The organism is Prevotella sp. HJM029, from assembly GCF_000599605.1.
GTDB lineage: Bacteria > Bacteroidota > Bacteroidia > Bacteroidales > Bacteroidaceae > Prevotella.
Genome location: NZ_KK082662.1, coordinates 7,013 through 21,473 on the forward strand (window position 1 = coordinate 7,013; position 14,461 = coordinate 21,473).

A 14,461-nucleotide genomic window follows, 5' to 3' on the forward strand; every position below is an offset into this window, starting at 1 on the left:
TCGTTTGGGTTGGCGCGAGCATAAAGTTATGCCAGCGCTTCCTCGTTTGGGTTGATAAAAGCATAAAGTTATGCCAGCCGTTCCTCGAACAGGTTTATAAAACCACTTGCGAGTGGACTAACAGCTGGATTTAGGGTAAACAAAAACTGCCCTGCTGATGTAAAAATCAAGCAGGGCAGCAGTGGATTTGCTTATAAAAGTTTGTATTCTACAAAGGCTTCCATCGCTTCGTAGCAAGCTAAGCCCAATTTGTCGTAGAGCTCGGCTGTTCCGCGATTGCGATCTTCGGCGCGTTGCCAGAATAGGCGTTCGTCATTGCCCAAGAACGGTGCGCTCTCCATTTGCGATTGGTGCTTGAGGATGGAATTTCGCTTTGCACGAAGTTCTTCGGGGCTCATCGGCACGCACATTTCAATGTTCTCGATTTCCCACTCAGCCCATGCGCCGCGATACATCCACACGCGGCAGTCTTTGAGCCATTCGGCCTTTGCATTTTTCTCTAAATCCAAAGCGGCTAAGACGGCATCGGTGCATTTCTTGTGAGTTCCGTGTGGGTCGGCTAAGTCGCCGGCTACATAAATCTGATGGGGTTTCACTTCTTGCAAGAACTTTCTTACAATCTGCACATCCTTTTCGGTCATAGGATTTTTTTCGATTTTGCCACTCTCATAGAAAGGCAGGTCGAGGAAATGCACATGGTCTAATGGAATGTGGTTGAAGGTGCAGGCTGTGCGCGCTTCGCCTCTTCTGATTAAACCTTTGAGCGTGAGGACGTCTCTGGTGTCTAAATCGCCCTCCTTCTTGTTCTTGAAGAAGTTTTTAATCTCGTTGTATTTCTCAGAGATGGCCTTGTCCTTTGAATTGCCGAAGAGTTGGTTGAAACCGTTGATGAAGTGCATGAAACGTGTTACTTCTTCGTCGCCTACGGCGATGTTGCCACTGGTTTCATAGGCAATGTGCACATCGTGCTTTTGACTTACGAGGCGTTGGATGGTTCCACCCATAGAAATGACATCGTCATCGGGGTGAGGGGAGAATACAATCACGCGTTTGGGATAGGGTGTTGCACGCTCGGGGCGATAGGTGTCATCGGCATTTGGCTTGCCTCCAGGCCAACCCGTAATGGTGTGTTGCAGGTCGTTGAATATTTTGATATTCGCATTGTAGGCCGAGCTATAGAGTGCGAGGAGTTCGCTCAAACCATTCTCGTTGTAGTCCTTATTCGTTAGTTTTAGGATGGGTTTTTGAGTTTTCTCGCAGAGCCAAACCAAGGCCGAGCGTACTAATTTGTCATTCCATTGGCAGGATGTTACCAGCCAAGGATGCTTGATGCGTGTGAGTTGTGAAGCGGCTGACAGGTCGATGACCATCTTAGCGTTGTTATGGGTCTGCAAGAACGATGCAGGAACGCTGTCGCTAATCTTACCTTCAACAATTTCTTTCACCATCTTAGCTTTCTCTTCGCCCCAAACCGTGATGAAGATTTCTTTAGCTTGGAAGATGGTTCCGATACCCATTGTGATGCAGCAGGGCGGAACTTGTTCGCCACTGGCAAAACTGTTGGTCATTTCCTCGCGCGAAAGGTTGTCGATAAGAATGAGACGTGAAAGCGAAGAAAGACCAGAGCCTGGTTCGTTTGCACCGATGTTTCCGCTGCGTCCAATGCCAAAGAGTGCGATGTCTAAGCCACCAAATGTGCTGATGCGCTGTTCGTAGAGGCGGCAATAGCCTAAGACTGCATCTTGACTGATGGTGCCATCGGGTGAGAAGATATTTTGTGGTTCGATGTCCACGTGATCTAAAAACATCTTTTTGAGCTGAGAAATGCTCGTGCAGTTGCTATTCTTCGTAAGCGGATAATATTCATATCCATTGAAGACAACAACGTTTTTGAAGCTCAAGCCTGCTTTATGTCTTTTCACCAATTCATCGTAAACGGGGCGGAGCGACGTGCCTGTTCCCAAGGCCATGACGCAGAACTTTCCTTCCTTCTCTTTGTCACGAATGGTTGCTTCGATGGCGTTGGCAATGCTTTTGGCACCTTCTTCAATGGAGACGTGAATGTCGGTTGTGATTTTCTCCATGCGTGTAATTTCAGAACGCTCGAGAATGTTCTTGGGGTTGTAGAGCTCTTGTGGAATTTTGTTGAGCACAATTTGTGAGCTTAAATTCAATCTTACCATTTCTTATTCGTTTTAATTGATTTGTCTTTTTAATTATACCTTTTCTATATCCTTGAAGTAGCGATAGGTGCTAACCTTCAATTCGGCAACCGCTTGCTCGTCAGTTACGATGATGCTATGTGGATGGGTCTGCAAGGCACTGATGGTCCATTGTTGTGTTACAGGACCTTCGATGGCAGCTTGCAGTGCGCGCGCTTTGCCATAGCCATTGCATAGGATAAGCACCTCTTTGGCTTCCATCACGGTACCCACACCAACGGTGAGTGCATAGGCTGGCACTTTCTCAGGGTCGTTGTCGAAGAAACGTGAGTTTGCAATGCGTGTGTCGGTAGTGAGTGTCTTCACACGTGTGTGCGAATTGAGCGAAGAGAAAGGTTCATTAAATGCAATGTGCCCGTCGGGACCGATGCCACCAATGAACAAGTCGATTCCGCCAACCTCGCGAATGGCGCGTTCGTAGGCTTCGCATTCAGCTTGCAGATTGGTTGCATTTCCATTTAAGATATGAATATTCTCAGCAGGACAATCGATGTGATCGAAGAGGTTACGGCGCATAAAAGCATGATAGCTCTCAGGGTGCGTCTCGGGCAACCCCACGTATTCATCCATGTTGAAGGTGATGACATGTTTGAACGATACCTCACCAGCCTTATAAGCGGCCACAAGTTGGGCATACATTCCTTCGGGTGAAGAGCCTGTTGGTAGACCTAAAACAAAGGGATGTTCTGCAGAAGGTTGATGCTTTTTGATGGTGTCAATCACGTAACGTGCAGCCCATTTAGACAAATTGTCGTAATTTGATTGGATAATTACTCTCATATCGATTTTACTTTTATGATTAATATTCTTTATTTATGAGTGAAAGGCAACGTACTCACTATCAATAAGTGCGCTCCGATTGCTATTCGTTTGCAAAGGAATAAAAAAAAACACAATTAATGGTTTTCCAAAAATAATTATTTCCTATCCATTTCGAATAGTCTTTGATATATATCAACTTTTAGATTTGATGGAATTAGTGTTGAAATATTTTGGTGATAACGTGTCTATTCATCTGTTGATAACTGATTGGCGTTAAGAAAACCTTGTTGGTGAAGTGCTTTGAGTAACCCTTTGCTGAACGCTTCATTGTCGGCTTTGGTATAACGAATGTCGGTGTAGACTTGTGCTAAAGTTTCTTTATGATTGATGGTCACAAAGTCGCGATTGGCAGGCAATGTCTCTTTTTCAGCATAGCAATCGTCAATACGTTGTGGTGTATAGTCTATATAATGTCCGTTGTGCACGATAGCACGTTGTGGAAGCCGGTCGATTTGTTCGGGTGTTTCGGCTGGCCAGCCCAACGTGATGGTGGCGATGGGGAAGACTAATGCAGGGAGTTGTAGCGTATTGATGATGGCTTCTGTCGAATAAAGCGTTGTTCCAAGGAAGCACGTGCCAAGTCCTGCTGCTTCAGCGAGGTTGCAAAAGGTTTGGGTGTAGAGCAAAGCATCCGTTGCTCCATTGAGGAACGAAAGGAAATTGTCATAGCCCGGTGTGGCTTTACGCTGTTCGGCCCAGCGCGTTGTACGACGATAATCGGCACAGATGGTGAGCACCACGGGGGCTTGTGTCACCATGGGCTGATTGAAATGTGCGGGTGCTAAGGCTTGTTTCTCGGCAGCATCGCGCGTGATAATGACACTATAGAGTTGCAAATTACCCATGGTAGGTGTGCGCTCTGCTGTTTCGAGCAACTGATGGAGCAGTTCGTCGCTTACAGGTTGCGTGGAATATTGACGGATGGTGCGTCGATTTTGTATATCTTTCATATCTTCTTTATTTTGTTTGCTTTGCACAAAGTTACGGCTTTTTCAATGGCATGCCGTCGACCTTTATACATTTTTTGCTACTTTTGTAGGCTCAAGTATTCATATAATGTGAAAAAGAAATGAAAGATTTTGCAGCCATAGATTTCGAAACAGCCAATTTTGAACGGTGCAGTGTGTGTTCGGTTGGCGTAGTTGTGGTGCGTGGTGGCGAACTTGTCGATAGTTTTTATTCGCTCATCCAACCCGAACCCAATTATTACACCTATCGCTGTACGGCGGTGCATGGACTTACTTGCTGCGACACCGACGATGCACCTGTGTTTAGCGAAGTGTGGAAGCAGGTCGTGCCCCACATTCAAGGTTTGCCACTTGTGGCGCATAACAGCTCGTTTGATGAAGGCTGTTTGCGTGCGGTGTTCAAGGTTTATGGCATGGATTATCCCGAGTATCAGTTTTACGACACGCTCAGAGCCGCGCGACGAGCCTATCCTGAGCTGCCCAATCATCAGCTTCACACCGTGGCGCGCGTCTGTGGTTACAAGCTAAAGAACCACCATCATGCATTGGCTGATGCAGAAGCTTGTGCGTGGATAGCGCGCGAAATATTATAAGGTGGCGCACAAGCTGATTATATCATAAGGAGATACCCTATTATAGAATAAGGAGAGGCGCATAAAAAAAGCAAGTTGCGAAGCGAAGGATATGTATCCAGCTTTGCAACTTGCTTGTTTGATGTAGTGTCTCGGCGTAACGGATTAGCCGTAAATCACCTTACCTTGTTCGTCCTTATAGGCGTCAAGGTCTTTGCTGTATTGGTTCATAGCGCGCAGGCTCATACCCATGTTCGAGAAACCGCCATCGTGGAATAGTGTCTGCATGGTCACCTTACGTGTGAGGTCGCTGAAGAGTGTCACGCAGTAGTCGGCGCAATCGTCGGCTGTAGCGTTGCCTAAGGGCGACATCTTGTCGGCAAAGTCCATCATGTTGTCGATGTCTTTGATGCCTTTACCAGCGGTGGTAGCGGTAGGCGATTGTGAAACGGTGTTGATGCGCACGTTCTTTTCGCGGCCATAGATGTAGCCAAAGCTGCGAGCAATGCTTTCTAACAGGCTCTTTGCATCGGCCATGTCGTTGTAACCGAAGAATGTGCGATGCGAAGCTACATAGGTGAGGGCAACCACCGAACCATATTCAGCGATGGCATCGACCTTCTTAGCGGCCTGTAACATTTTGTGGAATGAGATGGCTGAGATGTCGAGCGTCTTGTTCAGCCAGTTATAATCGAGATCATCGTATGTGCGGCGTTTGCGCACGTTGGGGCTCATACCAATTGAGTGGAGCACAAAGTCAATTTTTCCACCGAGCAGCTCTTGCGCCTTGACAAACACATTTTCCAATTCGTCGTAGTTGGTAGCATCGGCTGCGATGATGGGTGCATTGATTTTCTTTGCCAAACCATCGAGTTCGCCCATGCGTAGCGCCATTTCCGTGTTGCTCAACACCATGGATGCTCCTTCTTCTGCGCAGTGTTCAGCCACTTTCCATGCAATCGACATGTCGTTGAGTGCACCGAAGATGATGCCGCGCTTTCCTTTCAATAAATTGTATGCCATAATTATTATTTAATAATGAATTAGGCTGCGAAGTTACTTCTTTTATGAGAAATAGCCAAGAAAAGGGGCGAGGAATTGCCTTGTTGCGATTTCATTCCTTGGGCACCAGACCCTCGATGTAGTTGCGCAGAATGGAGATGCCGCGCGTGTTTTCGCCACCTTGCGGAATGATGATGTCGGCAAAGCGCTTGGTGGGCTCGATGAATTGTTCGTGCATGGGTTTGAGCACTTCTAAATAGCGTTCGACGACCATGGAGACAGTGCGGCCGCGATCGATGGTGTCGCGCTGGATGTTGCGGATGAGTCGCTCGTCGGGGTCGCAGTCGACGAAGATTTTGAGGTCCATGAGGTCGCGCAGTTTTTTGTTGAGCAGCGTCATGATGCCTTCGATGATGATGACGGGTTTGGGCTCGACGTGGATGGTTTCGGGCAGCCGGTTGCATTGCAGATAGCTGTAGGTGGGTTGTTCGATGGCGCGCCCCTCACGCAGGTCGTTGACCTGTTTGTGGAGCAGTTTCCAGTCGAAGGCGTCGGGATGGTCGAAGTTGATGGCGTGGCGTTCTTCGTCGGTCATGTGTGACGTGTCGTTGTAGTAGGAGTCGAGTGGCACGACGGCCACATAATGGGGCGGCAAGGCCTCAACAATTTTCTTCACGACGGTGGTTTTTCCGCTGCCGGTTCCGCCAGCGATGCCAATGATGGTGGTTTTGTCTTCAAACATTTTTTTTGCGTTTTATGTTGTTAAGCGATGGCGATGCGGCGAGCGTTAGCGCAGCACATCGTCGAACATTTTCTGATAGAAAGCTGCCTTTTTCTCCACGGCCATGGGATAGGCGCGGCTGCTGCTCGGCACGCGATAGAGGCGCAGTTTGCGGCCTTCGAAGGTAAACTCGGCGAAGCATCCCATCTTGGGCATTTGCTTGATGCCGAAATGCTGCATAAACACCTGCGTGGCCAGTTGTCCGGCGGCCAGCACGCCTTTGCACTGGGGCAGTTGGCGCAGCAGTCCGTCGATGTCGGCTTGCTCCACGATTTCGAGGTCCTTGTCGGAGGCGTTGTTCTTCGTGCGGCGAATGCGCAGCCCCGTGTCGAAGATGGCCACGCCCGTTTCGGCGAGAAAGGTTTTGAGTGCCTCGAGGTGGAATGTCTTGTGCTCTTGGTCGACGAAATGCAGCTTGTCGCCGAAGAACACGTGGCCAAAGATGCGCCACATGTCGTTTTGAAAGTTGGGATAATACCACGCCATGCACCAACGTTTGGGTGCTGGCGGAAACGTGCCGAGCATCAGCAGCCGCGCATTTTTGGGCAGCCACGGCTCAAAGGGGTGCGTTTCGATGGGCTGTGGCGTGGGCGTTTCGATGGGCTGCATCATTGTAGCGTTTTGACGAGGTAGACACACACGGGCAGGTGGTCGGAATAGCCATCGAGCCACACGCCGCCGGCCGTGGTGCGCTTGGGCGAACCTTTATATTTGCCCTCGGTTTCGAAGAGATAGGGCATGCGTTGGATGCGCGCCTTCCAGAACTTCAGCGTCGAGAAGTCCTTTGTGCCCGGCGCATTGAGCAGGTTGGGCGAGAGGATAATCTGGTCGAACAGGTTCCACGCGCCGCGATATTGCAGCGTGCCCGTGCCCTGCTTGACGAGTATGTTATACCATGGGTTGTACATGTCTTGCGGTCCCACCTGCGCCTCTTCAGCCTTGGCCGAGAGACCTTGGCGCATGCTGTTATCGGTGGGGTCGTCGTTCATGTCGCCCATCACCATCACCTTCATGGCGGGGTTGAGCGCCAGGAGCGAGTCTTTCACGGCACGCACCTGCGTGGCACCCCATTCGCGGTAGCTCGGACCGCTGAATCGGCTTGGCAAGTGGCACACGATGAAGGCCACAGGATCGCCGGCCAGTTCGCCCGTCACGGTGAAGAAGCCGCGGGTGTAGAAGGCGCTGTCTTTGGCCTCGCGCATCACATAGGGCACCAGGCGCTCGGTTTGTTTTGTGAACAATTGCGGATTATAGAGCAGGGCGCAGTCGATGCCGCGGCGGTCGGGTCCCTCGATGTGGGCAAAGGCATAGCCACGCTCGGCCAGGGGCTGTTGCTGCACAAGGTCTTCCAGCACGCGGCGATTTTCCACCTCGCTCAGGCCAATGACGGCGCATCCCACATGCGGCAGTACGTCGGTGCCCATGTCGGCCAGTGCGCGCGCCATGTTGCGCAGTTTGTGGCCATATTTCAGCCCATCCCATTTGTAGGAGCCGCTGGGCAGAAAGTCGTAATCTTTTTTGCCGGCATCGTGGCAGGTGTCAAACAAATTTTCTTGGTTGTAGAAGCCCACGGCATAGACGCGCGCCTCTTGTTGCGCTGTGGCAACCACGGCGATGCACCATGCGAAGAGCAGAAAAAGCGATTTCTTCATTGTTGTTATCTCGATTGATGTTTTATTGTTCGAAACGGAATGTGCGCCAAGCCCTGCCGGCGCAAGTGCTTACAAAATTACGCAAATAATTTAAATAAGGTGGAGTTGTGGGGCGAGAAAAATAAAATTTCCCGTAACAACTGAGGGTGTTTTGCACGAGAAAAAAAATTTCCCGTAACAATCAAGGGTGTTTTGCACGAGAAAAAAAATTTCCCATAACAATCAAGGGTGTTTTGCACGAGAAAAAAAATTTCCCGTAACAATCAAGGGTGTTTTGCACGAGAAAAAAAAATTCTCGTAACAACTGAGAGGCGTTCTAATGCGAAAAATATGTTTCGCAGCAGATTTACTTATTTTGTGGTCAAAATATTTTTTCGTTCGCACATTTTTTTCTACATTTGCTTCATTATTTTAAAGAAAATAGACATGAAGAATTTTAAAAACCTGACAACCGACTATCTCGTGATTAATCGTGTTGCCGCAATGACCTTTGACAAGGCATTGCATTTAGATTATCAAAAACGTTGTTACGATTTTGTTGCTGCCATCGACAAAGAGAAATTGCGCTTGAGCGACGAGCTGTTGAAGCGCTGGAAGGCGTGCATCGACGTGGAAGTGGAGATTAACAAAGCCACCGCCGCCTCGCAGCACACGGCCAAATTGGCGCAGTTGGATGGCGACCGCGATGCATTAGTGAGTGGTATTCTTGGGACGTCCGAGTCGCAGTTAGCTTCACCTATCTCAACACGTAAGAAAGCGGCTGAAAAAGTGTTCTTCAATTTGCGCGCCTACCAAGGTATTCAGCGTGAATCTTATTCGGCCGAAAGCGCCCACATTCATGGGCTGCTGAAAGATGCTGAGAAATGCACGGCCGAACTGGCCACGCTGGGGCTGACCGAGGTGGTTGACGAACTGAAAAATGTGCAAGCGACATTCGACAAGGTGGCTGGGCAACGTGTGGACGAGGCTGTGGCAACCAATTTGGGCACGGCCAAAGAAGCTTGCAAAAAAACCGACGAGGTGTTCGAGCTGGTGTGCCGCACGATTGAGGCTGCCTACATCTTCCCCGATGCGAAGGGCGATCGCCAGGCCATGACGAAGCTCAGTGGCGAGCTGGACAAGGTGATGCGCGAAGAACTGTCTACCCATCGCACGCGGGTGACTGCTGGTCAAAGTGCCAAAGCCAAGGAATTGGAGCAAGACTCCGATCTCATTGAACCGCTGCTGGCCGCGTTTGCCGAAGGACGAGGTCTGGCTCCCGACAAGGTGAGTTTCGCGGGGCAAGTGCGGCGGTTGAGTAAAAAGAAATACTACGCTCTGTCCGTCGCCGGCAGCAAAGAATTGCTGTGGGTTGAGGTGCAGAAAGGTGCGCTGGTGGTGACGAAACGCAAGATAGAATCGGCCTCGAAAGAATCGGCTGCAAAACCCAAGAAACCCAAAAATGAGGGTGGTGCAGAGAGTCCGAAAACGTCTGATGAAGGCAAACCGCATGGCGAAGCCACGGTGACGCCAAAGAAATAATATGGTGTAATCAATTTTATCACTTAAAAAGAATGGAGTGGCCTGTGAAGGTCGCTCCATTTTGTTTTTGGTCTTGCGTTGTCGCGTATGCCGCGCTTGGGTTGTGACTTCTTAATTCTCTTTCCAAAAAGCGGGCGTGAAAATCACCAAAACCGTGAATATCTCCAAACGGCCGATGAGCATCAGTGCCGAGCAGAGCCATTTGATGCCCGCCGGCAACATCGACCAGCTCATCGTGGGGCCAATCTCGATGCCGAGCGTGGGGCCAACGTTGCCGATGGAACTCAGCACAATGGTGATGGCGTTGGTGTTGTCGACGCCGGCCTCGATGATGATGAACGACGAAACGAGGCACAACATCAGGTAGACGGCCAGGAACGCCAGCAACGTGATGCGCTTTTGCTGCGAAATGCTCGCGCCATCGATGTGCATCGGCAACACGGCATTGGGGTGGAGAATTTGTTTGAACTCGTTGCGAATGATTTTTATAATCATCAGGCTGCGAATGCTCTTAAAACCGCCGCTCGTGCTGCCCGAACAGGCGCCGAGAAACATGCAGGTGGCCAGCACCACCCAGGTGACGTGGGGCCACTTGGCAGCGTCGTCGTTGAACATACCGGTGGTGGTGATGAACGACACGACTTGGAATATGCCGCAACGAAAAGCCTTCTCCACGTCGTAGCCATTGTAAAGCATCAGCTCAATCATGATGAAAAGCGTGAAGGCCAGCACCACGAAGAGATAGAATTTAAACTCGGCGTTCTTCCACATTGGTTTCAGACTGCGGCGTAGGGCGGTGGTGTAGAGCAGCGTGAAATTCGCGCCCGAGAGGAAACAAAATAGCGTGGCGACGTATTCGATGGCGGGCGAACGAAAGAACTCGGCACTGTCGTTGTGGGTGGAAAAACCACCCGTGGCCGTGCTGCCCATGGCATAGTTGAGGCTGTCAAACCAGCCCATGCCAAAGGCCATGAACGATAACACGCAAGCGAGGGTGAGCAAGAAGTAGACGGTCCAAATCCATTTGGCGCTGGTGCTCAGTCGTGGATGGAGCTTCGAACTGATGGGGCCTGTGGCTTCGGCTGCAAACACCTTCACCGAGCCGCCCACAAACGACGGCAGAATGGCTGTGGTGAAGAACACGATGCCCAAACCGCCAATCCATTGTGTCATGCTGCGCCAAAAGAGCAGGCCGTGGGGCAGCGCGTCGACATTGTCCAAGATGGTGGCGCCTGTGGTGGTGAATCCCGACATGGTTTCGAAATAGGCGTCGGTGAAACTCGGAATGTAGCCGCTGATGACAAACGGCAGCGTGCCAAAGAAGCTGAAGATGACCCAAGAAAGCGACACCACGAGATAGGCGTCGCGGCGGCTCATGGTGTTGTCGGAGTGGCGCCCAAGATAGCGCAGCACGATGCCCGTGAGCAGCGTGAGCACAATGCTGATGGCAAACGGCATTTCATCGTCTTCGTCAAAACCTATGGCCATGACGAAGCACACAAACATGATGGCTACTTCGATGAACAGCAGCGAACCAATAATTTTAAAGACTGTGTCGCGGTGAATCATTTGTTGAACAGATTCTCAATTTTCTTCAAATAAATGTTGTGGCAGAACACCATCACCGAGTCGCCAGCCTGAATAGTGGTGTTGCCCGAAACGAGGATGCCTTCGCCATTCCTCACCAATCCGCCAATGGTGACGCCGGCTGGCAGCTTGAGGTCTTTCACCGCTTTTTGCGTGATTTTGGCGCCTTCTTGTGGAATGAATTCGGCTACGTCGGCGTCGGCATTCATCAAAAAGCGCACGTTGTGCACGTTGGCATCGAGCATCATTTGATAGATGTGGCTGGCGGCGATGGCTTTCTTGTTGATGATGGTGCCGATGTCTAAACTCTCGGCCATGTTCACATAATCCATGTTCTCCACCATCGCCACGGTTTTCCTTACGCCCATGCGTTTGGCGGTGAGGCAAGCCAAGATGTTGGTCTCGGCATTTCCTGTGACGGCCACAAAGGCTTGCGTGTTGCGGATGCCTTCTTCTTGCAGCAGTGCCAAGTCGCGTCCGTCGCCGTGAATGATGAGGGCACGGTTGTCGTCGAGCATCTCGTTGAGCTTGGTGCAGCGCTCTTCGCTGGCTTCGATAATCTTAATATCCAAATAATCGGGCATGGTTTTCACAGCGCGTACGGCGGTGCGTCCTCCACCCATAATCATCACGTTTTTCACATCGACATAATGTTCCTTACCCACGATTTTGCGTACGTAGGGAATGTATTGCCGCGTGGTCATGATGTAAACCATGTCGTAGAGCTTCAGTTCGTCGTTACCACCAGGGATGATGGTGTCGCCGTTGCGTTTGATAGCCACCACATGATAAGGGTCGTTGGGGCCGCTGATGTCCTTGAGTGGTTGGTTGAGCACCTCGCACGTCTCGCGCAGCTTGATGCCCAACATCACCAAAGCGCCGTCGTGCACGTCCCAGCGTTGGCGCACCCAACTCATCTTCAATCCGTTGATAATATCGGTAGCGGCCAACATTTCGGGATAGATAATGGAGTCGATGCCCAATTGGTCGAATGTTTGCACGAGCGTGTCGGTGGTATATTCGTAGTTGTCTACCTTGGCCACGGTTTTCTTTGTTCCGAGCGATTTAGCCAAGGCGCAGCTCACGATGTTTTTGCTTTGATCGGGTGTGACGGCGACAAAGAGGTCGGCATCTTCGGCACCAGCCTCTTTGAGTGCTTGCAGGCGGGTGCAAGGTGCCTGCATCATCATCAGGTCGAAGTCGGAGCCAAACTTTTCTAAGTTCTCGCTGCTTTCATCCATGAGCACGATGTCTTGGTTGTTGCGCGAGAGTAGTTTGGCTAAATAGGTGCCAATGGTGTAGGCGCCAGCAATGATAATTCTCATTTGTATGCTTGGTTTATGGCATCAACGATGCTATCGACATCTATGTGGCAGATGTGTTGCAGTTCATCGACGGTGCCATGTTCAATAAATTCGTCGGGGATGCCCATGCGTGTCACGGGCTGCGTGTAACCGTGGTCGTTCATCCATTCTAACACGGCACTACCCATACCACCTTGCACAGCGCCGTCTTCGAGTGTGATGAGGTGGTCGTAGTGTTGGCAGATGTCGTGCAGCAGCGCATCGTCTAAGGGCTTCAGGAAACGTAGGTCGTAATGTCCCACATTCAGTCCTGATTGTGCGATGGCTTTCGTGGCGTTGTTGCCGATGGGGCCAATGCTCACGATAGCCACGCGCTCACCTTGGCGTAAGCAGCGACCTGTACCCACGTTAATTTCGGTGAGCGGACAATGCCAGTCGGGCAACACACCGTGGCCGCGTGGATAGCGGATTACAAAAGTGCCTTTGTCAGGTAGTTGTGCGGTGTACATGAGCCGGCGTAGCTCATGCTCGTCCATGGGACTGGCAATGGTGAGATGGGGGATGGGACGCAGTGCAGCCATATCGAAAATGCCGTGATGTGTAGGACCATCTTCGCCCACCAATCCAGCACGATCAAAGCAGAGTACCACGGGCAGACGCAGTAGCGCCAGATCGTGGATGATGTTATCATAGGCACGTTGAGCAAAGGCGCTATAGATATTACAAAAAGGTTGCAGCCCGTCTTTGGCCATGCCGCCCGAGAAAGTAACGGCGTGCCCTTCGGCAATACCTACGTCGAAAACGCGTTGTGGCATTTCCTTTTGCATGATGGTCATCGAGCAGCCTGTGGGCATGGCTGGCGTGACGCCAACGATGCGCGGATTGCTTTGTGCGAGTTCTAACAGCGTGTGGCCAAATACATCTTGGAATTTGGCTGGCTGATTGGCGTTGTCTTGCACAATACGCTCGCCTGTATCAGCATTGAATTTTCCTGGTGCGTGCCACACGGTGGCCTGCTGTTCGGCAGGCTTATAGCCTTTGCCTTTGATGGTGTGCAAATGAAGCAGCTTCGGACCTTTCATGTCTTTGAGCTGTTGCAACACACGCACAATTTCAACAACGTTGTGGCCATCGAAAGGGCCGAAATAGCGGATGTTCATGCCTTCGAACACGTTTTGCTGATGGCTCAGCGCACTCTTCAGTGCATTGTTGAAGCGAATGAGTCCTTTGCGTCGGCTGTCGTTGAGATAACCTTTACTGCGCAGCCAACTGCTGGCTTTAAAGCGCAAACGATTGTAGGTTTCCGTGGTGTCCAATTGCAGTAGATATTTCTCCATACCGCCAACAGCACGATCAATCGACATGTCGTTGTCATTAAGCACGATGAGCAAATCGTTAGGTGTGCTCGATGCATTGTTGAGCCCCTCGAAGGTGAGTCCACCACTCATAGCGCCATCGCCTGTCACGGCCACTACATGACGCCCTGTTCCATTGGCTGCTACCGCCATGCCGAGTGCGGCAGAGACGGCATTGCTGGCATGTCCACAGGCAAACGTGTCGTATTCGCTTTCCATCGGTGTGGGGAAGGGGCAGATGCCGTGGAGTTTTCGGTTGGTGTGAAACTGTGCACGCCGTCCCGTCAGAATCTTATGCCCATAGGCCTGATGCCCCACATCCCACACGATGCGGTCGTTAGGTGTGTCGAACACATAGTGTAGAGCCACCGTGAGCTCCACCACACCCAATGACGAGGCAAAGTGTCCGGGGTTTTTCGACACCTTTTCTATAATGTCTTGGCGCAGTTCGTCGCACACCTGTGGCAACTGTTCTATGCGCAGTTTCCGCAAATCGGCGGGGAATTGGATTTGATTTAATAATGTAAAATCAGGATTACTCATTGCTACGATAGTCGCTAATGTTTAGCTTTGCAAAGGTAAGCAATATGGTGGGAAACGCAAAGAAAAGCCATTTATTATTTACTTTTCGTGGGGAACAGCGCTGAGAAGAAGTCGCAATCTCCTACGTGGGAT

At 50.7% G+C, this 14,461-nt stretch carries 12 protein-coding genes; 2 read left to right on the forward strand and 10 right to left on the reverse strand.

Annotation, left to right across the window (positions count from 1 at the left end):
• Positions 1-191: 191 nt before the first annotated feature.
• From X919_RS0107730 to X919_RS0107740, 3 genes are all read right to left on the reverse strand, one after another.
• Entirely contained in the window at positions 192-2,183 is a 1,992-nt protein-coding gene (locus X919_RS0107730; RefSeq protein ID WP_028899620.1) for a glucosamine-6-phosphate deaminase, read from the reverse strand.
• Positions 2,184-2,216: 33 nt separating this feature from the next.
• Positions 2,217-3,002, reverse strand: a complete 786-nt coding sequence (nagB, locus tag X919_RS0107735) for a glucosamine-6-phosphate deaminase (RefSeq protein ID WP_028899621.1) — start codon at positions 3,000-3,002, stop codon at positions 2,217-2,219.
• Positions 3,003-3,229: 227 nt separating this feature from the next.
• Positions 3,230-3,994, reverse strand: coding sequence for a nitroreductase family protein (locus X919_RS0107740; protein ID WP_028899622.1), 765 nt, complete (start codon positions 3,992-3,994; stop codon positions 3,230-3,232).
• Between the two features lie 119 nt (positions 3,995-4,113).
• Between X919_RS0107740 and X919_RS0107745 the strand changes: the two genes are divergently transcribed.
• Positions 4,114-4,605: an exonuclease domain-containing protein gene (locus tag X919_RS0107745; RefSeq protein WP_028899623.1), complete on the forward strand. Its 492-nt coding sequence runs from the start codon at positions 4,114-4,116 to the stop codon at positions 4,603-4,605.
• Between the two features lie 144 nt (positions 4,606-4,749).
• On the opposite strand, the gene X919_RS0107750 is transcribed toward X919_RS0107745, so the two are convergent.
• The 4 genes from X919_RS0107750 to X919_RS0107765 all read right to left on the reverse strand — a co-directional run bounded on the left by X919_RS0107750 (position 4,750) and on the right by X919_RS0107765 (position 8,019).
• On the reverse strand, positions 4,750-5,607 hold the full coding sequence (locus X919_RS0107750) for an enoyl-ACP reductase FabI (protein ID WP_028899624.1): 858 nt from the start codon (positions 5,605-5,607) through the stop codon (positions 4,750-4,752).
• A 91-nt stretch (positions 5,608-5,698) separates the two neighbouring features.
• The gene (gene udk, locus X919_RS0107755) at positions 5,699-6,328 is read right to left on the reverse strand and encodes a uridine kinase (RefSeq protein WP_028899625.1); all 630 of its coding nucleotides are present in this window, start codon (positions 6,326-6,328) and stop codon (positions 5,699-5,701) included.
• 45 nt (positions 6,329-6,373) lie between these two features.
• Entirely contained in the window at positions 6,374-6,979 is a 606-nt protein-coding gene (locus tag X919_RS0107760) for a uracil-DNA glycosylase family protein (RefSeq protein ID WP_051502464.1), read from the reverse strand.
• Positions 6,976-8,019, reverse strand: a complete 1,044-nt coding sequence (locus tag X919_RS0107765; protein WP_028899627.1) for an endonuclease/exonuclease/phosphatase family protein — start codon at positions 8,017-8,019, stop codon at positions 6,976-6,978. The genes X919_RS0107760 and X919_RS0107765 overlap by 4 nt, the downstream gene beginning before the upstream one ends.
• A gap of 426 nt (positions 8,020-8,445) precedes the next feature.
• Here X919_RS0107765 and X919_RS15665 point away from each other — a divergent pair, with 426 nt between their 5' ends.
• Positions 8,446-9,540: a DUF6261 family protein gene (locus X919_RS15665; RefSeq protein ID WP_155949700.1), complete on the forward strand. Its 1,095-nt coding sequence runs from the start codon at positions 8,446-8,448 to the stop codon at positions 9,538-9,540.
• Positions 9,541-9,651: 111 nt separating this feature from the next.
• On the opposite strand, the gene X919_RS0107775 is transcribed toward X919_RS15665, so the two are convergent.
• Genes X919_RS0107775 through dxs form a run of 3 tightly spaced genes read right to left on the reverse strand, consistent with a single transcriptional unit; the run spans position 9,652 to position 14,329 of the window.
• A complete protein-coding gene (locus X919_RS0107775; RefSeq protein ID WP_028899628.1) occupies positions 9,652-11,109 on the reverse strand; it encodes a TrkH family potassium uptake protein in 1,458 nt (485 codons plus the stop codon).
• Positions 11,106-12,452 (reverse strand): Trk system potassium transporter TrkA, encoded by a 1,347-nt coding sequence (gene trkA / locus X919_RS0107780; RefSeq protein WP_028899629.1) that lies wholly within the window; start codon positions 12,450-12,452, stop codon positions 11,106-11,108. Before trkA ends, X919_RS0107775 begins: the two co-directional genes overlap by 4 nt.
• Positions 12,449-14,329, reverse strand: a complete 1,881-nt coding sequence (gene dxs, locus X919_RS0107785) for a 1-deoxy-D-xylulose-5-phosphate synthase (RefSeq protein ID WP_028899630.1) — start codon at positions 14,327-14,329, stop codon at positions 12,449-12,451. Before dxs ends, trkA begins: the two co-directional genes overlap by 4 nt.
• Between the last annotated feature and the right edge of the window lie 132 nt (positions 14,330-14,461).

Excerpts from the sequence above, each read along its gene's own strand:
- X919_RS0107730 (WP_028899620.1), bottom strand. The coding sequence starts at position 2,183 with ATGGTAAGATTGAATTTAAGCTCACAAATTGTGCTCAACAAAATTCCA.
- nagB (WP_028899621.1), bottom strand. The coding sequence starts at position 3,002 with ATGAGAGTAATTATCCAATCAAATTACGACAATTTGTCTAAATGGGCT.
- X919_RS0107740 (WP_028899622.1), bottom strand. The coding sequence starts at position 3,994 with ATGAAAGATATACAAAATCGACGCACCATCCGTCAATATTCCACGCAA.
- X919_RS0107745 (WP_028899623.1), top strand. The coding sequence starts at position 4,114 with ATGAAAGATTTTGCAGCCATAGATTTCGAAACAGCCAATTTTGAACGG.
- X919_RS0107750 (WP_028899624.1), bottom strand. The coding sequence starts at position 5,607 with ATGGCATACAATTTATTGAAAGGAAAGCGCGGCATCATCTTCGGTGCA.
- udk (WP_028899625.1), bottom strand. The coding sequence starts at position 6,328 with ATGTTTGAAGACAAAACCACCATCATTGGCATCGCTGGCGGAACCGGC.
- X919_RS0107760 (WP_051502464.1), bottom strand. The coding sequence starts at position 6,979 with ATGATGCAGCCCATCGAAACGCCCACGCCACAGCCCATCGAAACGCAC.
- X919_RS0107765 (WP_028899627.1), bottom strand. The coding sequence starts at position 8,019 with ATGAAGAAATCGCTTTTTCTGCTCTTCGCATGGTGCATCGCCGTGGTT.
- X919_RS15665 (WP_155949700.1), top strand. The coding sequence starts at position 8,446 with ATGAAGAATTTTAAAAACCTGACAACCGACTATCTCGTGATTAATCGT.
- X919_RS0107775 (WP_028899628.1), bottom strand. The coding sequence starts at position 11,109 with ATGATTCACCGCGACACAGTCTTTAAAATTATTGGTTCGCTGCTGTTC.
- trkA (WP_028899629.1), bottom strand. The coding sequence starts at position 12,452 with ATGAGAATTATCATTGCTGGCGCCTACACCATTGGCACCTATTTAGCC.
- dxs (WP_028899630.1), bottom strand. The coding sequence starts at position 14,329 with ATGAGTAATCCTGATTTTACATTATTAAATCAAATCCAATTCCCCGCC.